The sequence below is a fragment of the Kribbella sp. CWNU-51 genome (assembly GCF_054073265.1).
In genome coordinates, this window is sequence record NZ_JBSXMZ010000023.1 from 295,300 (window position 1) to 314,865 (window position 19,566).

The following is a 19,566-nucleotide window of genomic DNA, read 5'->3' on the forward strand; positions in this document are numbered from 1 at the left end:
TGTTCTAGGCGCCGAGGACGTGCTGGATGCCTGCTACCGCGGCGCCGCGGGCCCAGTCGGTGAAGGTCAGCGGGGTGGTGAGGACGTCGAGCGCGCAGCGCTGGGTCTCCAATGGCCCCGGGCGCAGCCGATCCGCGATCGTCTCCTGCAGAGCCGGCGAGTCGGTGAAGGCGGCGACATCCTCGCCACCCAGCACGATGCAGGTTGTCTGGAGGGCCCCGGCGAACGACGCCACGACGTGTCCGAGTGCCCGGGCGGCGTCGTCGAGCCGACGGGTGGCGACCGGGTCGCCGCCGGATCGGGCCCGGACGAGGTCGTGCAGGGTGACCGGGTGCTTGGCAGCCGCCGAGGCGTTGCGCTCGAGATCCTCCCGGTTGAGGTAGGCCGCCACACATCCCCGGTGGCCGAGGCCGCAGCTGGGCCCGCTGCTGTCGACTGGTGCGTGCGCCAGCAGATGACCGTTGTCGATCAGTTCTTCGACGGCGACGCCGTCCCGGACGACGCCCACGCCGAGACCGGCGCCGACGGTGACGATGCCGAAGGTCGAGTGGGTGCGGCCGGCCCCGAACCACAGTTGGTCGCGAGCCAGCGCGGTGACGTCGTTGGTGACGATGACCGGCAGACCGGTCCGGTCCCGCAGCGGTCCGCCGAGATCCACATCGCGCCAGCCCAGGAAGGTCCCCTCCCGGACGACCGAACGGTCCGCGATCACCCCGCCGACGGACACCCCGATGCCGTCCACGGTCGGCACCTTCGGAGCGAGCCTGTTCGCCAGCTGCGCGACGACCTTCACGGTGGCCGCAACCGGCACGACACCGCCCTCCTCGGGCCTGGGCAGGGCCGCCCTCGTCGTCGCTTTGACCTCGCCGAACAGATCGCAGACGACGCCGTAGGCGGTGTCGCCGGTGAGCTTGACGCCGACGACGTGCCGGGCACTGGGCACCGCGGTCAGGATCTGGCGCGGCCGGCCGATCGCTGCCGCGGGCTCGAGATCCTCGGTGGCCATGCCACCGAGGATGAGGGCGCGGGCCAACCGGGACATCGAAGCGTAGGAGAGGTTGAGCCGGTCGCCGAGGTCACCACGGGTCGCCGGTCCGTGGATCAGCAGCTGGCGGGTGACGGCGAGCTCTCCCGCGGTCAGGCCCCGCTCACCGGCTGGTCGTTCCGACGTGCCAGTCACCATCCGCCCAGTTTACAAATCGACACCACGTGACCCTTGTCACACCGGCCATCCTGGCTTATTTTCAATCTGACTGTAAATAGCCCCGGACCCCGGCTAGCAGTACCCGGGCGAAGGAGAGCTGATGGCCACCACGACTTCGATCCGGCCGGCGAAGGCCGGCCGCGCCAGGAACGGTCCGCGCGACGACACCCGTCTCGCGCTGCTGTTCATCCTTCCCGCGCTGATCGGCTTCGGAGTCTTCCTGGTCTGGCCGACCATCCGCGGGATCTACCTCAGCTTCACGAAGTTCAACCTGCTCACACCGCCGGAGTTCAACGGCCTGGACAACTACGTCCGGATGATCCACGACCCGGTGTTCTGGAACGCGTTGAAGGTGACGCTCTACTACGTGATCCTGAACATCGGCTTCCAGACGGTGATCGCCCTGGTGATCGCAGTGATGATGCAGCGGCTGACGCAGCGGACCTGGCTGCGCGGCATCGTGCTCACGCCGTTCCTCGTCTCGAACGTGGTGGCCGCGATGGTCTTCCTCTGGATCCTCGACTACCAGCTCGGCATCGCGAACAACATCATCGCCGCGATGGGCCTGGACCGGATCCCGTTCCTGTCCGACAGCACCTGGGTCATCCCGACGATCGCCTTCATCAATGTCTGGCGGCATGTCGGCTACACCGCGCTGCTGATCTTCGCCGGTCTGCAGATGATCCCCGAGACCGTCTACGAGGCGGGCCGCATCGACGGCGCGAGCGAAGTCCGGATGTTCCGCAGCATCACGGTGCCGCTGCTGCGGCCGATCCTCTCGCTGGTCCTGATCATCACGGTGGTCGGCTCGTTCCAGGTCTTCGACACGGTGGCGATCGCGACGCAAGGCGGGCCGGTCGATTCCTCCCGGGTGCTGCAGTTCTACATCTACGACGTCGCGTTCGGCCGCTTCCAGTTCGGCTACGCGTCGGCAATGTCGGTGGCGCTGCTCACCGTCCTGGTGATCGTGACGTTCGTCCAGTACCGGCTCACCCGCGCCGAGTCCTCCGACCTGGCCTGAGGAGCGACCATGACCACCGACACCACCCCGAAGGTCGCCCCCGCGCCGCCCCCAGTTGTCAGGGAACCCGCGGCCACCCCGAGCGAGCCACACCGGTTCAGCGCCGGTCGCGCACTCGCCTGGACGTTCATGATCCTGGTGATCCTCGTCAGCCTGTTCCCGTTCTACTGGATGCTGCGTACGGCGCTGTCCAGCAACAACGCCCTCTACGCGGGTTCCGGCAGCCTGCTACCGGTGCAGACCTCGGCCGGCGGCTTCGAGCGGGTCTTCGGCCTGCAGACCGGGCAGGAGGCCATCGATGCCGGTGGCGCCGGGCAGGCGATCAACTTCTGGCGCTACCTGTTCAACTCCGTCGTCGTCGCCACGCTCATCACTGCCGGGCAGGTGTTCTTCTCCGCGATGGCGGCGTACGCGTTCGCGCGGCTGCAATGGAAGCACCGTGAGAGGTTCTTCGCGTTCTTCCTGGGCGGCCTGATGATCCCGGCGATCTTCACGCTGCTGCCGAACTTCGTGCTGCTCAAGCAACTCGGTCTGGTGGACACCCTGATCGGGATCGCCCTGCCGACCATGTTCATGACGCCGTTCGCGGTGTTCTTCCTGCGCCAGTTCTTCCTCGGGATCTCCCGCGAGGTGGAGGAGGCCGCGCTGATGGACGGCGCTTCCAAGGTCAAGGTGTTCTTCCGGCTCATCCTGCCGATGTCGGCGGCCCCGATCACGACGCTGGCGATCCTGACCTACATGGCGGCGTGGAACGAGTACTTCTGGGCGCTGATGGTCAGCTACACCGACAGGTCGCGCGTCCTCACCGTCGCGCTCGGCGTCTTCAAGTCCCAGACGCCGCAGACCGGCCCCGACTGGTCCGGCCTGATGGCCGCCACGCTCGTCGCCGCCCTGCCGATGCTCGTGCTCTTCATGTTCTTCGCGAAGCGCATCGTCAACTCCATCGGCTTCAGCGGGATCAAGTGAGGAGCCCGGCATGATCACCTTCCGGCAACGGATCCGCACCGCCGCGGTCGCTCTGCTCACCGCCGCGGCCTTGACCGCCTGCAGCAGTACAACCGGTAGCAGCGCGAACGGCACCATCGAGTACTGGCTGTGGGACTCGGCCCAGCAGCCGGGCTACCAGAAGTGCGCCGACGCGTTCGCCAAGGCCAATCCCGGCCTGAAGATCCACATCTCGCAGTACGGCTGGGACGCCTACTGGTCCAAGCTCACCGCCGGCTTCATCGCCGACACCGCACCCGATGTCTTCACCGACCACCTGTCGAAGTTCGCCCAGTACGTCGATCTGAAGGTCCTCCGCCCCCTCGACGACCTCGGCCCGACCAGTGGAATCAAGGACGGCGACTACCAGCAGGGCCTGGCGGAACTGTGGAAGGGCCAGGACGGCAAGCGGTACGGCGCGCCCAAGGACTGGGACACGATCGCGATCTTCTACGACGGCGCCGCACTCAAGGCGGCCGGCGTGGATCCCGCCGAGTTGGAGAACCTCACCTGGAACCCCCAGGACGGCGGCACGTTCGAGAAGCTCGTCGCGCATCTCACCATCGACGAGAAGGGCGTCCGGGGCGACGAGCCGGGCTTCGACAAGTCGCACGTCAAGACACATGGCCTCGCCTCCGAAGGCTCCGGCGGCGGTGGCTGGGGCCAGACGCAGTGGTCGGCGTTCGCCGGCAGTGCGGGCTGGCAGGCGACTGACAAGAACCCGTGGGGCACCAAGTTCAACCTGGACCAGCCGGCCCTGCAGGACACGCTGAGCTGGTACTTCGGCATGGTGCAGAAGGGCTACATGCCCAGCTACGAGGAGATCGGCGGCGCGAACGCGATCGGCACCGACAAGCAGATCCAGTCCGGTACGGCGGCGATGGGCCTCAGCGGGTCGTGGATGATCTCCAGCTTCACCAAACTCACCGACTCCGCCGGCAAGAAGCTGGACATCGGGCTGGCGCCGACCCCGATCGGGCCGAGCGGCAAGCGGGCGTCGATGTTCAACGGCCTGGCCGACTCGGTCACCACGCTGTCGAAGCAGCCCGAGAACGCCGCGAAGTGGGTCGCGTTCCTGTCCGGCGCGGAGTGCCAGAACATCATCGGCCAGTCCGGCGTCGTCTTCCCGGCCCGGCCGGCCGGCACCCAACTGGCGATCGCCTACAACAAGTCCGAGCGCAAGCTCGACGTCACCCCGTTCACCCGGCAGGTCGTCGACAAGACGACGTTCCTGTTCCCGGTGACGACGAACGCCGCCGACATCGCGGCGCTGATGGCACCACGCTTCGACGCCGTCTACATCGGCAGCTCGCCCGTCAGCTCGTTGACGAAGCTCAATACGCAACTCGACGAGCTGTTCAAGGTCGCCCAATAGCACAAGGCCGGGTGGACCGCGAGGCTCCACCCGGCCGGCCGGCGCCGATCGACCCGTCCGACGTCCAGCCACGTCACGGGTCGTGACGGGTGGTGACGGGTGAGGATCGTCCGGACCGGGTGAGGTTTCCGGTACGGACGGGCAGTGAGGCTGGTGGGATGAACACTGACCTCGGTCTTGGACTGACCAGCCTGTTCATCGTCGCGTTGGTGGCGGCCATAACGCCTGTGATCGTCGGGTTACTCGGCGTGATGCGGATCCCGCAGGTGGTGGTGCTCATCATCGGCGGCGTCGTGGTCGGGCCGCACGTGCTCGATCTGGCCGACCCGGGCAGCATCGTCCTGCTCTCGAACGTCGGTCTAGGGTTCCTGTTCCTGATGGCGGGCTATGAGCTCGACCTGGCGATCTTCCGGCAGCGGGCCGGCAAGCTCGCTCTCGTCGGGTGGGGGGTCACCGTGGTGCTGGCCATCGGGGTGGTCGCGGCACTCGCGGCGCTGGGGCTGGTGCGAGCGTTCGTGCCGGTCGCGCTCGGCCTGACGACGACGGCGCTGGGAACGCTGTTGCCGATCCTGCGTGACAACAACATGCTGCGCGGGTCGTTCAGCTCCTACGTCCTGGCCGCCGGGGCCGTCGGGGAGTTCCTGCCGGTCGTGGCCATCGCGATCTTCCTCGGATCGCACGGCCGGTTCATCGGGCTGATCTCGCTGGTCGCGGTGGGCCTCCTCGGGCTGCTGCTGAGTCTGGCGCCCAGATTGGGGCGTGGCGGCCGGATCGCGCGGATTCTGACGGAAGGGGAGGACGCGACGTCGCAGACCACGCTGCGGTGGACGGTCGCGATGTTGCTGCTCCTGCTCGTGATCGCCAGCGACTTCGGGCTCGACTCCGTCCTCGGGGCCTTCGTGGCGGGAGTCGTCCTGCATCGGTGGGCGCCCGGAAACCCCGAGGGGCTGGACCGCAAGCTCGATGCCGTCGGCTACGGCTTCTTCATTCCCATCTTCTTCGTGTCCTCAGGGATGGGTCTCGACCTGGAGTCGATCATCCACGCACCTGGACGGCTGTTTCTCTTCTTCCTCCTGCTGCTCGTCGTGCGCGGCCTGCCGACGCTGGTGGTGTACCGAACCGCGCTGCCCCGGCAGCGACGGCTCGAACTCGTCTTCGTGGTGTCGACGGCCTTGCCGCTGCTCGTCGCGCTCAGTGAGATCGGACTCGAGACCGGCGAGATGCTGCCCGAGAACGCGGCCGCGCTGGTGGGCGCGGGCGTCTTGTCGGTGCTGGTGTACCCGGCGATCGCCGTCGCCATCGACCGCCGGCTCGCCCGCACCCACGACGAGACCGGCGAACCCCTGCCGTAGCCTGTCCGCCGCTCAGGTCATCGCCGCGTCCGGCGGCCGGCGCGCGGCCGGGATACCCGACGCGGTGTACCGGCGGGTGGCCTTCGCGCCATCCAGCGCGGCATCCAGGGTGATGGCCGCGTCGATCAGGGCCAGGTGCGTGAAGGCCTGCGGGAAGTTGCCCAGCTGCTGACCGGTCAGGCCGATCTCCTCGGAGAACAGGCCCACGTGGTTGGCGTAGGTGAGCATCTTCTCGAAGATCAGCCGGGCCTCGTCGAGGCGGCCGGCCCGGGCCAGGGCGTCGACATAGTTGAAAGTACAGAGCGAGAACGTGCCCTCGTCACCGGCCAGGCCGTCCGGTGAGGCGGCCGGGTCGTAGCGGTAGACCAGGCTGTCGACCACCAGTTCGGCTTCCATCGCGTCCAGCGTCGACAACCACATCGGATCGGTGGGCCCGATGGCGCCGACTGTTGCCATGCGCAACATCGACGAGTCCAGCACGGTGTCGCCGTAGTGCTGCACGAACGCGCCGAGCTTCTCGTTCCAGCCGCGGTGCAGCACCTGGTTGTGGATCGCGTCGCGGGTCGTCACCCACAGGCCGACCGAGCCGGGCAGGCCCCGTTCGGCGGCCAGCCGGATCGCGCGGTCGAAGGCGACCCAGCTCATCACCCGGCCGTAGGTGAAGTCCTTCTGCCCGCCGCGGGTCTCCCAGATCCCCTCCCCCGGCAGGTCCCAGTTCTCGGTCAGCCAGTCGACGATGCCCCGCAGGGCGGACCATGTCTGGAGGTCGAGATCGATCCCGTGCTGGTCGGCGAAGTAGATGCTGTCCAGCGCCTCGCCGTAGATGTCCATCTGCCGCTGGTCCGAGGCACCGTTGCCGATCCGCACCGGCCGCGAGCCGCAGTAGCCCTCCAGATGCTCGAGCGACTCCTCGGTCAGATCGGACGACCCGTCCACGCGGTACATGATGTTCAGCGGGCCACCTCCCCCGCCGGCCTTCTCCTGCACGCGGTCACGCAACCAGCCGCAGAAGTCCGCCGCCTCCTCGGTGAAGCCGAGGCCGAGCAGCGCGTACACGGAGAACGACGCGTCTCGCACCCAGGTGTAGCGGTAGTCCCAGTTGCGCTCGCCGCCAATCTGCTCGGGCAGCCCGGCCGTCGGAGCGGCCACCAGTGCGCCGGTCGGCGCGTACGTCATCAGCTTGAGGGTGATCGCCGAACGCTGCAGCATCTCCCGCCACCGGCCGGTGTACGTCGACTGCGACAGCCAGTCGCGCCAGAACGCGGTCGCGTCGTCGAACATGGCCGTGAACTCCGCGACCCCGATCTCCCGCGGTGGCCCGTCGGCCGCCGACTCCAGCACCAGCCCCCGGGTCTGCCCGGCCGACATCTCGTAGTCGATGTGGATGTCGCCGCCGTCCACCCGGACTTGCGCGAGCCGCTCCTCACCCGGCTCGCGGACCACGTGCAGGGTCAGGCTCAGATCCTTGGTCACGAAGACCGCCCCTGGCTCGACCACCTTCAGCTCGTGCTCCTGGCGGCCGTAGTCGAAGCGTGGCGCGATGTCCACCTCGAAGGCGATCCGCCCGCGCACGCACCGCATCATCCGCACGATCCGGTGGTTCGCGGTGGGCTGCTTGCCGGCCGGTGGCATGAAGTCGACGATCTCGCCGACACCCTCCTCGGTCATAAACCGGGTGATCAGGATGGCGGTGTCCGGGAAGTACAGCTGCCGGCTGGTGACGTCGGCGCCGGTCGCCCGCGCCCGGAAACAGCCGCCGCGTTCCTGGTCGAGCAGCGCGGCGAAGACACTCGGCGAATCGAACCGTGGACAGCAGAACCAGTCGATGGACCCGTCCGTTGCCACCAGGGCAGCGGTCTGGAGGTCGCCGATCAACCCGTGGTCGGCGATGCGTGGGTAGTCGGTCATGTGGGGTCGTCTCCCGTTCGGTTGCGGTACAGATCGACGCCACCGGGCGCAACCTGCTGCATCGTGAAGGCGCGTTCGCGCCGGGTCTCGCACTCATCGACCGGCCCCTTGATCATCCGGCCGGGTCATGCCAGATCGCCCCCGGCGGCAGCAAGGCGTCGGCCTCCTTCGGTCCCCAGCTGCCCTTGGCGTACGGGACGACAGGCACCACGTCCCCGAGCACGGGCTCGACCACTCGCCAGGCGGCCTCGACCGTGTCCTGCGCGGCGAAGAGCGACTGCTGGCCGAGGAGCGCCGCCCCGATCAGCCGGTCGTACGGTCGCTGGTCGGATCCTGGCACTTCGGCGAAGGTGAGGTGCTCGGGCTGCGCAGTCCAGCCGGCGCCGGGCTTCTTGCCGCACAGGATGAGCCCGACCTCGCTCTCCGGCCAGATCCGGAACCGCATCTCGTTCGCGGCGCCGGAATCCCCGAGCCCGAAGATGTCCTGCGGTGGACGGTGGAAGCGGATCATCACCTCGGTCGCGGTGACCGGCAGGCATTTCCCGGCCCGAATCGCGATCGGTACGCCGGCCCAGCGCCAGGTGTCGAGAGCGAGCCGGATCGCGACGTACGTCTCGGTCCGCGACGTGGGATCGACACCGGCGACGTCCAGGTAACCGTCGTACTGCCCGCACACCGTGTCGTCGGCGGTGAGCGGTCGTAGTGACTTGATCACCGCGGACTTCTGCGCCCGCCAGGTCGCGTCGTCGAACTGGCCCGGCGGATCGGCCGTCACGCACGCGAGCACCTGCAGCATGTGGTTCTGCAGAACATCGCGGATCGCCCCGGTGCGGTCGTAGAAACTGCCGCGGTCGGATACGTCGAAGTTCTCCGCCATGGTGATCTGGATGCTCGCCACGTGGTCGCGGTCGAGCAGCGGTTCGACCACCGAGTTGGCGAAACGCGCGAACAGCACGTTCTCCAGCGGGTCCAGGCCGAGCCAGTGGTCCACCCGGTAGATGGCGTCCTCGGGGAAGACCTTGTTCATGGTCGCGTTGAGCTCCTGGGCGCTGGCGAGATCGGTGCCGAACGGCTTCTCGACCATCACCCGGGCCCCGTCGGCCTTGCCCGCACCGGCGATGCCCTCGGCGATCCGGCCGAACAGCGGCGGCGGCACCTCGAGGTAGAACAGGGCTCGCTTCCCGGCACCGATCTCGTCGGCCATCGCGGCGTACGTCGCGGCGTCGTCGAGGTCGCCGTCGATGTAGCGCAGGAGGCGGAGCATGCCGGCTGCCGCAGGGGTGTCGGGGTCGATCCCGTTGGCCCGCAACGACGCCGTCGCGTACGCGCGGAACTGGTCGAGTCCCCAGCCGCTCTTGGCCACCCCGACGATCGGTACGTCGAGCACGCCCCGATCGACCAGCCCGACCAGGGCGGGAAAGGTCTCCAGCTTCGCGAGATCACCGGTCGCGCCGAAGATGACCAGTGCGTCCATGTCGGCGGTTGGCATGGTGGTTCTCCTAGTCACTCCGGGTCGGCTGGGCTCAGCCGAGCCGGTCGAGGATGTGGTCGCCGACCCGCAGCGCGTTCGCGATCGCGGTCAGCGAAGGGTTCACGGCACCGATGCTCGGGAAGAAGCTGGTATCGACGACGTAGAGGTTGTCGACGTCGTGCGCCTTGCAGTTCACGTCGAGGGCCGAACTCTGTGGGTCGTCGCCGAACCGCACTGTGCCCGCCTGGTGCGCGGTGGCGCCGATGGGCATCCCCTTGTGCAGGTAGATGCTGTGGTCGAGCAGCCGGTGCTCGTGCATCCCGAGCTGGCCGAGCATGCCCTCCAACTTGTGCTTGAGCCGGTTGACGCCCTCGATGTTGTTCTTCTCGTCAAGAGCGAGCTGGATCGACCCGTCCTCGCGCACGGTGACCCGGTTGTCTGGCAGTGGCAGATCCTCACCACACAACCAGAAGTCGACCGCATGGTGGGCGATCGTCTCGAACGGCATGTTCGGTGAGACCTTGCCGGCCCAGCGCGGCGCGCCACTGCGGACCTGTTCGGCGTCGGACTTGCCCAGCATCTGGATCCCACCGAGTGGATAGTCCCAGTCGTCGGCACCGAGGTACCAGTCGTTCATCGCGAGGGTCTTCTGGAACAGGGTCGGGTTCGGCTCCTTCGACACCGCCATCAAGGCGAGATTGTTGTGCCGCAGGTAGTGGCGGCCGACGACGTCCGAGCTGTTCGCGAGGCCCCGCGGATGGCGGTCGTTCGCCGACTTCAGCAGCAGTACGGCGGAATTGACCGCGCCGCAGGCGACGACCACGAGGTCCGCGCTGAACTGGACGGTCGACCCGTCGACCTCGGTCACGACCTGCGAGACGGTTCGTCCGGTCGGGTCGGTCTCCAGCCGCACCACGTGGGCGTTCGTCACCATCGAGACGTTCTCGTGCTTCAGCGCCGGGTCGACGCAGATCACCTGCGCATCCGACTTCGCCTGCAGCACACACGGGAACCCGTCCACCTTGTCGCACCGGATGCAGGCGCTGTCCCGGGTCGCCCGGCCGTGCTCGTCCTGGATCAGATCGACGCCGATCGGCAGATGGAACGGATGCAGCCCCTGCTTCTCCAGGTCGTCACTCAACTGCTGGATGCGCGGCTCGTGCTCGACCGGCGCGAACCGGTACGGCGCACTGGCCGCACCTTCGGTGGGGTCCTCGCCGTGGCGGCCGTGAACCCGATAGAGATGCTCGGCCTCGGTGTAGTACGGCTCCAGATCCTCGTACCGCAGCGGCCAGGCCGGCGAGACGCCGCCGTGGTGCCGCAGTTCGCCGAAGTCCTGCGGCCGCAGCCGGAACAGGGCGGCGCCGTAGAACTTGGTGTTGCCGCCCACGTAGTAGTTGGTCTCCGGCGGGAACTCGTGGCCGTGCTCGTCGTACCAGAACTCCGGTGCACGGTACCGGCCTTGGACGAATACCGCCGTGGAGTCCCAGTTCTCGCGTTCTCGCGGCAGGTAGTCCCCGCGTTCGAGGAGCAGGATCCGCTTCCCGGACGGCGCCAGCCGATGGGCCAGTGTGCCGCCTCCCGCTCCGGTGCCGATGATGATCACGTCGTAGTGCTGACCGTCCGCCATGTCTCCAGCCTTCGACGAGTACGGGCCGGATGCCTCATCCCGGTCGGATGACTGACCTAGGTGCTCAAGCGGTGACGGAAGACGAAGTACGACCAGGCCTGGTAGAGCAGCACCAGCGGGAGGAACACCGCGGCGACCACCGTCATCACCGTGAGCGCATAGTTGCCCGACGCCGCGTTGTGCACGGTGAGGCTGTTCGCAGGATCAGTGCTGGACACCAGAACCTGGGGGTAGAGGGCGGCGAACAGTCCCGCCACGGAACAGACCGTCGCCGCCGCCGACAGCAGGAAAGCGAGCCCGTCGCGTTCCTGGTGCACGGCCCAGATGGAGACGACCAGTGCCGCCGGGGCGACCACCAGGACCACGACCGGTCCCCAGCCATGGTCTGCGACGATCAGGATCCAGACAGCGAAGGCCGTGACCACCACGAGTCCTGCCCAGCCGATCCATCGGGCGGCGCGGTGCGCGCGTTCGCGCAGTTCACCAGTGGTCCTGATACCGAGGAACGTCGCCCCGTTCAGGAGACAGAGCACCACCATCGTCAGCCCTGTCCACAGGCCGAACGGCGTGAAGAGATCCCAGAACGTGCCGGTGAACTCGCCGTTCGCGTCGATCGGCAGACCCGCCACCAGATCGCCGAGCGCGATCCCGAGCACGAGCGGCGCAACCAGGCTGCCGATCGTCAGAGTGCCGCTCCACAGCCGGCGCCAACCGGGCCTGTCGACCTTGCCGCGGAACTCGAAGGACACGCCACGGGCGATCAGCGCCGCCAGCAGCAGCACGACCGCGAGGTAGCTCGCCGAGAACCAGGTGGCGTACCAGTCGGGGAAGGCGGCGAAGATCGCCGCACCGCCGACGACCAGCCAGACCTCGTTGCCGTCCCAGAACGGGCCGATCGTGTTGATCGCCACCCGGCGCTCGCGTCCGGTCCGGCCGAGAACCCGGTGCAACATCCCGACACCGAAGTCGAAGCCCTCCAGGACGAAGAAGCCGGTCCACAGGATCGCGATGATCACGAACCACAACTCGGGCAGTCCCACAGCCGCCTCCCGGACGCTCGCTAGTAAGTGATCGCCGGCGTACGGGGATCGCGGCCGGGCTCTTCCTCGGCAGGCTCGAGTTCGAGGCCGCGCCGCGCGTAGCGCAGCATCAGGAACAGGTAGGCGATCCCGAGCAGCACGTAGACGACGACCAGGACTGCGATGCTGATCGCCAGCTCGGTCGTGCTGACCGAGGTGGACACACCGTCGGCGGTCTTCATCAGCCCCTGGACGAGCCACGGCTGGCGCCCGTTCTCGGTCAGCATCCAGCCGGCCGTGTTCATCAGGAACGGCGCCAGCACCGCCCAGGTCGCCACGGCGAGGAAGACCCGCGACGCCGTGAGTTTCTTGCGGTACAGCAGCCAGGCGCCCCAGAGGGCGAGCAGCGTGATCAGGCTCCCGAGGTAGGCCATCACCCGCATCGACCAGTACTGGATGAACACGTTCGGCACGTAGTTGCCGGCGCCGTACTGCTGAACGTCGGCCGCCTGCAGTTCGTTGAGACCTTCCACCTCGCCGTTCCAGGTGCCGGTGGCGAGCAAGGACAGCAGATGGGGAACTTCGATCAACTGGGTCGGGGTCTCGTCGTTCCTGCCGCCGCCGATCTGGAACAAGGAGAACGAGCAGGGCTGGCAGGTCTCCCACTGTGCCTCGGCGGCCGAGATCTTCATGGGCTGGTATTTCGCCTCGATCACACCCAGGTGGCTGCCGACCACCAGCGCCAGGATCGAGACCGGGAGCAGGACGACGATCGCGAGTTTGGCCGAGCCGCGGAAGAGTCCGCTGTGCTCGCGGCGCCTGAGTTGCCACGCGGACACTGCCAGCATCAGCACGGCTCCCGTCACCAGCGAGGCCAGGATTACGTGAATGTAGCCCCACACGAACACGGGGTTCGTGAACAGGTCGCCGATCGAGCTGAGCTGCGGTCGCCCGGTCTCGGCGTTGGTGGTATAGCCCACCGGGTGCTGCATCCACGAGTTCGCGGCCATGATGAACGCGGCCGAGAGCGACGCCCCGACCGCGACCAGCCAGATCGTGGCGAGATGGACCCGCCGGGGCAGCACGTTCCAGCCGAAGACCCACAACCCCAGGAACGTCGACTCCAGGAAGAACGCCGCCAGTCCCTCCATCGCCAGTGGTGCACCGAACACGTCGCCGACGAACCGTGAGTACGCCGACCAGTTCATGCCGAACTGGAACTCCTGCACCAGCCCGGTGACGACCCCGACCGCGATGTTGATCAGCAGCAACGTCCCGAAGAACCGGGTCAGCCGCTTGTGGTCCTCCTTGCCCGATCGGTACCACTTGGTGTGCAGGACGGCCACCAGGAACGCCAACCCGATCGTCACCGGGACGAAGACGAAGTGGTAGATGGTGGTGGTGGCGAATTGGATACGTGCCAGATCGGTCGGGTCCATCGCAGGCCTTCGCCCTCGTCGGAAGCGTTCGTCGTCTCCTCGCAGGCTCGCCCCGGAGTCACGGTCCGCGCATCATTCCGACCGGATGAGATGCGCCTGCTCCTCGGCCCACAGCCGCGCGTACGCCCCGCCGGCCGCGACGAGATCCGCGTGCGTGCCCGTTTCCAGCACTCGGCCGGCGTCCAGCATCAAGATCCGGTTGGCAGCCTGCAGGCCGCACAGCCGGTGAGTGATCAGCAACGTGCTGCGTTCGGCGGCCGGGGCCAGCAGAGTGGCGGTCAGCGCGTCAGCCGCCGCTGTGTCGAGGTGCTCGGTCGGCTCGTCGAGGATGAGCACCGGGAAGTCCGCCAGCAGGGCGCGCGCGACGACGAGCCGCTGTCGCTGGCCGCCGGAGAGCCGGGCGCCGTGCTCACCGACCTCGGTCTCCAGGGCTCTGGGCAGGGCGTCCACCCAGTCCAGGAGACCGACGGCTTCCAGGACTTCCCGCAGCTCGGCCTCGGTGGCGTCCGGTCGCGCCAGCCGGAGGTTGTCGCCGATCGTGCGGTCGAAGACGTGTGCGTCCTGGCCGGCCTCCCCGACGACCCGCCGGACGGCGTCGGGGTCCAGGTCGGCGACGCAGATCCCGTTCAGGGTGGCCGAACCGGACTCGAGATCGAGGAACCGCAGCAGGACGGCGGCCAGCGTGGACTTCCCGGCCCCGCTGGGTCCGACCACCGCGACGATCTCCCCGGGAGCAAGGTCCAGGTCGATCCCGTCGAGCGCAAGCGGTCCGGACCCGTAGCGAGCGCGCACGTCGCGCAGCCGAATCGAGTACGGCGCGGCCGGCATCGGCGCCGGTGCACTGGGTTCGCGGACCGGATCATCGGCCGCCAGGAGCACGTCGACCCGGTCCCGCGAACGCCGTACCCGCTCGTGGATCGCGAAGGCCTGCGGCAGTCCGGTGACCAACTCGAAGGCGGTCAGGGACATCAGAACGACGACGGTGAGCAGGACACCGCGGAGCCTGCCGTCGTCCACGGCGACGATCCCGGCTACGACCACGGCCCAGACACATAAGCCCGCGAGCATCGTCGTGAGTCCCGAGCCGGTGCCTGCGGTTCGGGCCGCCGCGCCGGCCACCCTGGTCAGCTCGGCATCGGCGCGACCGGCCCGGCGCAGCTGCGCGTTCGCGGCGCCGTACGCGATGAGATCGGGCGCTCCCTGGACCAAGTCGACCACGGCGGTCGACAATTCACCGCGGGTCTCCGCCCGGCGCGCCTCGGACCGCCGGACCAGGTGCCGGGCCACGAGGGGAACGACCGTCGCGCAGAGCAGCGCGGCGGCCACGACCAGGATGCCCGCGACCGGCACCAGGGACCCGACCAGTCCGGCCGTCAACCCGGTTGCGGCGGCGAAGACGACGTACGGCGGGACCACGCGCAGCATCTGGTCCTGCAGAGAGTCGACGTCGTCGACGAAACGAGCCAGCAGGTCGCCGCTCCGGAAGGCCGGCAGGCCGGCCGGAGCGAGGCGCTCGAGCCTGTGGTAGACCCGCATCCTTACGTCGGCCAGAGCCCGGAACGCCGCATCGTGCCCGACCAGGCGCTCGGCGTACCGCAGCAGCGCGCGACTGATCCCGAAGAACCGCACTCCGACTACGGCGAGCCCCAGGGCGGCCATGTTGGGCTGCTCGGAGGCGCGCGCCACCAGCCAGCCGGCGGTCGCCGACAAGCCGAGGCCGGCGGCGGCACCACCCGCGCCGAGGAGGGTGGCCGCGGCCAGCCGGGTGGTCACTCCGGAAATCATCGGTGTCCCACCGGGGCCGACCGTTCCAGCTGGATCTCCCGGTCCGCCAAAGCGACCAGAGCCGGCCGGTGTGCGGCGATCAGTGCAGTACGGCCGGCGGTCAGCCGGTCGACGGCATCGAGGACCGACGCCTCGGTCTCTCCGTCCAGGGTGGCCGTTGGCTCGTCCAGCAGGAGTACCGGTGCATCCATCAAGAACGCCCGGGCCAGAGCGACGCGCTGCCGCTGACCTGCGGACAGACCGGCGCCCCGCTCGCCGAGCGGTGTCGCGAGTCCGTGCGGCAGCCGGCGGACCACCTCGGCAAGCCCCGCATCGTGGACCGCTCGCAGGAGGTCTTCCTCGGACGCGTCCGGCCGGCCGAGCCTGATGTTGTCGGCCAGACTCGCGGCCAGCAGGTAGGGCCGTTGCGGGACCCATGCCACGTTCCGGCGCCAGACGTCGAGATCGAGCCCACCGAGGTCCTCCCCGCAGACCGTCACTCGGCCGGAGTCCACGGCGACGAAGCCCAGGAGAACGTTGATCATGGTCGACTTGCCGCAGCCGCTCGGCCCGGTCAAAGCCACCACTTCCCCCGCCCCGACGGACAGACTGACCCGATCGAGGGCAGGTTCGGCCCGGTCCGGATAGCTCACGCAAACCTGATCCACGCGCAGTTCCACCGACGGGCAACCCGGGACTCCGGCACCCGAACGGACCTCCGGAAGTGGGCTGTCCAGCACGGAGAACACCTGGTCCGCGGTGGCCACCCCATCCGCACTGGCGTGAAAGCTCGCCCCCAGGGTGCGCAGCGGGAGGTAGGCCTCGGGAGCGAGGATGAGCACGAACAGACCGGTGGACAGGTCCAGGCCGCCGCTGACGAGCCTGATGCCGACCGCAACCGCGACCACTGCCACCGACAGCGACGCGAGCAGCTCCAGCACCAGAGACGACAGGAAGGCCACGCGCAACGTGCCCACCGTCTCCACGCGGAAGTCGTCCGTCGTGCGGCGGACCAGGTCTGCCTGGGCGCGCGCCCGCCCGAACACCTTGAGCGTCGTCAGTCCGGCGACGCTGTCGAGAAAGTGGCCGCCCAGACGCTGCAGGGTGACGAGGCGCTTGGCCGCGTGGGTCCGGGCGCCGGCCCCGACGACGGCCATCAGCAGCGGGATCAGCGGAACCGTCGCGGCGATGATCGCCGCCGTCACGATGTCCTGGGTCACGGCCGCGGTGATGACGGCAGTAGGAATGACGACCGCCAGCACCAACTGCGGCAGGTAGCGGGTGAAGTAGCCGTCGAGAGCATCGAGACCGCGGGTGCCGAGGGACTCGAGCTCGGCGGTGCGGTGCCGGGTGAGCCACGCCGGGCCGAGGGCGACAACGTGCCGCAGCAGGGTCATCCGCAGCTCCGCCTTGGCCTTGGTGCCGGACCGGTGCGCCATCAGCTCGGCCCACCAGGCGAGCACGGCGCGGCCGATGACGACGCCGAGCAGGACGAGCAGCGGCCCGCGCAACTCGTGAACGCTCGCGCCGTCCTGGAACGAGGCGGAGAGCAGCTCGGCCAGCAGCCAGGCTTGCGCGACGACCAGGGCCGCGGTCGCGATCCCGAGCGCGGCAGACCACAGCAACAACGCCCGGACGGCCCGCGTCCGCGCGATCAGCCTCCGATCAACCGCGGGCATCGGAGGTCTCACCGGACCGGGTGGCGCCAAGGCCCTGCCGGTCGCTCATCCGAGCTAGGGCCCGCTCGGCCGGGTCGGCGAACGCGGCGTCGGTCGCCCGGTCCAGCGCGTCGAGTTGAGACTGCACGACCGCCCGGCGTGCGAGCGGGACCCCGTCTCGCAGATCCTCGAGCATGGCCCGCAATCGGCGGCAGATCTGCGGCGAGGCAGCGCCGTACTGGCGGATCTCGGTCACGCCGATGTCGAGGTACTCCGACCAGCTTCGGGTCCGGACGACCAGGCGGACCTGCCCGCCGGCGTCGAGCGCGGTTCCGCGGAAGGCCCGGTCGGAGGAGCCGATCCCGAGCAACAGATCGTCGATGTGGTTGAGCACCTGGGTCGCCGTGGTGGGATCGTTGACCGCCGGCGACAGCGCCCGGATGGCGATGTCGACCATGATGCGCAGTGCGAAGGCCGGGTCCTGGTCGATCGTGCGCTCACGGCCCAGCGAGACCATCCCGCGCAATCGCCGCAGATCGGTCTCGCTCGCCGCCCCGTGAACCTCCATCAGCACAGTCCCCGCGGTGACGAAGTCACCGATCGTGTGCGGTATGACGCAGACCTGGCCGCGAGCCGCCCCGTACCGGACGAGGTCCGCGATGTCGACGTCCTGGATGGCGCCCGAGCGGGGCGCCAGGATCCGGGCGTCCGGCTCACCACGTCCGGACCCTTGGTCACCGCTCCCGGCGGATGCGACGAGGCCGTCCTCCTCGGCCTCGATCGCCAGACCGGCCTGGGCCATCGCCGCCGCGACCGCGACCGGCCGCAAGGCATGCACGAACCGGTCGAAGTACAGCAGCAAGAGGACCAGGTCGATACTGACGGCCAGCCCGACCAGGCTGACGCCCAGATCAGGCACGGAGTCGGCCTCCACATGGCGCAACAACGCGAAGGCAAAGGTGAACGTGGCGGTGAAGGCCGCCAGGACGAACTTCTGCAGCCGGTCCCGGTACCACAGCCGCATGAAGCGCGGCGACAGCGTGCCCGTCGCCATCTGCACGACGAGCACGCCGATCGTGACCACGAACCCGATCAGCCCGACCATCGCGGCCGCAGCGGCCGACAGCACGCTGTTCGCGGTGGCCTCGGAGTACGACCACGAAGGTGGCAGGTCGATCAGGCCCTCGACCCACAGGTCGACCCCGGACAGCACCACGCCGGCCACTCCGCCGAGCAGCGGAACCACCCAGAGGCTCTGCCGAACGAACTGGCGCGCCCGGAACGCTCCCGCCAAGGACATCACCGGTCGCTGTCCGGTCAGTGATGGAACCCAGCCGGCTCCTCCTCCTGCGGCATCGGGGTTTCCAGCCCGTCGAGCCAGTCGACCGCGATCCGCACGTCCCGCAGGAACAGGTCGGCCATGTCGTGACTGAACCCGTTCCGCACGACCACCCGCAGGACGACCAGATCCTCCCGGTTCGGCGGCATCGAGTACGCCGGCACCAGCCAGCCCCGTTCGCGCAGCTTCCGCGAGACGTCGTACGCCGTGTACTTCGTGATGGCGTCGGCCACCCGGAACGCGAACACCGGCAGGTCCCGTCCGTCCGAGACCAGCTCGAACTCGGGCATCGCCTTGATCGCGTCACTGAGGTGTACGGCGACGTCCTGGCACGTCTGCTGGATCCGCCGGTAACCGTCCCGGCCGAGTCGCACGAACTGGAAGTACTGCAGCAGCACCTGGGCGCCGGGCCGGGAGAAGTTCAGCGCGAACGTCGGCATGTTCCCGCCCAGGTAGTTCACCTTGAAGACGAGCTCCTCGGGCAGGTTCTCGGTGTGCCGCCACAGCACCCAGCCGACGCCCGGATAGACGAGCCCGTACTTGTGACCTGACGCCTGGATCGACGCGACTCGCGGCAACCGGAAGTCCCACACCAGGTCGGGCTGGATGAAGGGAGCGACGAAGCCACCGGACGCGGCGTCGACATGCACCGGCACGTTCAGTCCGGTCCGCTCCTCCAGTTCGTCCAGCGCCGCGCAGATCTGCTCGACCGGTTCGTAACTGCCTTCCATCGTCGAACCGAGGATGGCGACCACACCGATGGTGTTCTCGTCGACGAACTGCAGGGCCCGGTCGGCGGTCAGATAGAGGTCGTCGCCCTCCAGCGGCACGTACCTCGGCTCGACATCCCAGTACTCGGCGAACTTCTCCCACACGACCTGCACGTTCTGGCCCATCACGAGGTTGGGCCGGTCGAAGGGCTTGCCCGCGGCGCGACGCGCGTGCTGCCAGCGCCGCTTGAGTGCGAGGCCGCCCAGCATGCAGCCCTCGGAACTGCCCGTCGTCGACGTCCCGATCGCGTCGGCCGTGTCCGGCGCGTTCCACAGGTCGGCGAGCATGCGTACGCACCGGGCCTCGATGTCCGCCGTCTGCGGATACTCGTCCTTGTCGACCATGTTCTTGTCGACCGTCTCGGCGTACAGCCGGTCCGCCTCGTCGTTCATCCACGTGGTCACGAACGTAGCCAGGTTGAACCGGGCGTTGCCGTCCAGCATCACCTCGTCCCGGACGAGCTGGTACGCCGATTGCGGCAGCATCTCGTCATCCGGCATTCGGTCCTTGGGAACCGTCAGCACGGTGTCCCTCGTGAACCGTGGCATGACGGCCATGTCGCCGGTCGCGGTTTTCGTCGTGCTGCTGATCCCGGTCATCGCCGATCACCCCTCGGTCGCGGCGACACGAG

General features: G+C 68.6%; 14 protein-coding genes. 4 read left to right on the top strand and 10 right to left on the bottom strand.

Annotated features, from left to right (window positions below; all coding sequences use genetic code 11):
- Window positions 1-4: 4 nt before the first annotated feature.
- Window positions 5-1,183: an ROK family protein gene (locus ACXC9Q_RS25175; RefSeq protein ID WP_457059119.1), complete on the bottom strand. Its 1,179-nt coding sequence runs from the start codon at window positions 1,181-1,183 to the stop codon at window positions 5-7.
- Window positions 1,184-1,304: 121 nt separating this feature from the next.
- Here ACXC9Q_RS25175 and ACXC9Q_RS25180 point away from each other — a divergent pair, with 121 nt between their 5' ends.
- From ACXC9Q_RS25180 to ACXC9Q_RS25195, 4 genes are all read left to right on the top strand, one after another.
- Window positions 1,305-2,225 carry a carbohydrate ABC transporter permease gene (locus ACXC9Q_RS25180; protein WP_457059120.1) on the top strand — a complete coding sequence of 307 codons (921 nt, stop codon included), beginning with the start codon at window positions 1,305-1,307 and terminating at the stop codon, window positions 2,223-2,225.
- A gap of 9 nt (window positions 2,226-2,234) precedes the next feature.
- Window positions 2,235-3,191 carry a carbohydrate ABC transporter permease gene (locus tag ACXC9Q_RS25185; RefSeq protein ID WP_457059121.1) on the top strand — a complete coding sequence of 319 codons (957 nt, stop codon included), beginning with the start codon at window positions 2,235-2,237 and terminating at the stop codon, window positions 3,189-3,191.
- A 10-nt stretch (window positions 3,192-3,201) separates the two neighbouring features.
- Window positions 3,202-4,584 carry an ABC transporter substrate-binding protein gene (locus ACXC9Q_RS25190; RefSeq protein WP_405065919.1) on the top strand — a complete coding sequence of 461 codons (1,383 nt, stop codon included), beginning with the start codon at window positions 3,202-3,204 and terminating at the stop codon, window positions 4,582-4,584.
- A 158-nt stretch (window positions 4,585-4,742) separates the two neighbouring features.
- Window positions 4,743-5,936, top strand: a complete 1,194-nt coding sequence (locus ACXC9Q_RS25195; RefSeq protein ID WP_457059122.1) for a cation:proton antiporter — start codon at window positions 4,743-4,745, stop codon at window positions 5,934-5,936.
- Between the two features lie 12 nt (window positions 5,937-5,948).
- Here the strand turns inward: ACXC9Q_RS25195 and ACXC9Q_RS25200 are convergent, their stop codons facing one another.
- From ACXC9Q_RS25200 to ACXC9Q_RS25240, 9 genes are all read right to left on the bottom strand, one after another.
- Window positions 5,949-7,844: a glycoside hydrolase family 15 protein gene (locus ACXC9Q_RS25200; protein WP_457059123.1), complete on the bottom strand. Its 1,896-nt coding sequence runs from the start codon at window positions 7,842-7,844 to the stop codon at window positions 5,949-5,951.
- A 112-nt stretch (window positions 7,845-7,956) separates the two neighbouring features.
- The gene (zwf, locus tag ACXC9Q_RS25205; RefSeq protein WP_457059124.1) at window positions 7,957-9,333 is read right to left on the bottom strand and encodes a glucose-6-phosphate dehydrogenase; all 1,377 of its coding nucleotides are present in this window, start codon (window positions 9,331-9,333) and stop codon (window positions 7,957-7,959) included.
- Window positions 9,334-9,367: 34 nt separating this feature from the next.
- The gene (locus ACXC9Q_RS25210; RefSeq protein WP_457059125.1) at window positions 9,368-10,945 is read right to left on the bottom strand and encodes a GMC oxidoreductase; all 1,578 of its coding nucleotides are present in this window, start codon (window positions 10,943-10,945) and stop codon (window positions 9,368-9,370) included.
- A 56-nt stretch (window positions 10,946-11,001) separates the two neighbouring features.
- Window positions 11,002-11,985: a cytochrome d ubiquinol oxidase subunit II gene (cydB, locus tag ACXC9Q_RS25215; protein WP_457059126.1), complete on the bottom strand. Its 984-nt coding sequence runs from the start codon at window positions 11,983-11,985 to the stop codon at window positions 11,002-11,004.
- Between the two features lie 20 nt (window positions 11,986-12,005).
- On the bottom strand, window positions 12,006-13,403 hold the full coding sequence (locus ACXC9Q_RS25220) for a cytochrome ubiquinol oxidase subunit I (protein ID WP_457059127.1): 1,398 nt from the start codon (window positions 13,401-13,403) through the stop codon (window positions 12,006-12,008).
- Between the two features lie 72 nt (window positions 13,404-13,475).
- Window positions 13,476-15,188: a thiol reductant ABC exporter subunit CydC gene (gene cydC / locus ACXC9Q_RS25225; RefSeq protein ID WP_457059128.1), complete on the bottom strand. Its 1,713-nt coding sequence runs from the start codon at window positions 15,186-15,188 to the stop codon at window positions 13,476-13,478.
- Window positions 15,185-16,846, bottom strand: a complete 1,662-nt coding sequence (gene cydD, locus ACXC9Q_RS25230; protein ID WP_457059129.1) for a thiol reductant ABC exporter subunit CydD — start codon at window positions 16,844-16,846, stop codon at window positions 15,185-15,187. Before cydD ends, cydC begins: the two co-directional genes overlap by 4 nt.
- Window positions 16,833-18,125, bottom strand: a complete 1,293-nt coding sequence (locus tag ACXC9Q_RS25235) for a DUF2254 domain-containing protein (RefSeq protein ID WP_457059130.1) — start codon at window positions 18,123-18,125, stop codon at window positions 16,833-16,835. The genes cydD and ACXC9Q_RS25235 overlap by 14 nt, the downstream gene beginning before the upstream one ends.
- 17 nt (window positions 18,126-18,142) lie before the next feature.
- Window positions 18,143-19,534, bottom strand: coding sequence for a glutamate decarboxylase (locus ACXC9Q_RS25240; RefSeq protein ID WP_457059131.1), 1,392 nt, complete (start codon window positions 19,532-19,534; stop codon window positions 18,143-18,145).
- Between the last annotated feature and the right edge of the window lie 32 nt (window positions 19,535-19,566).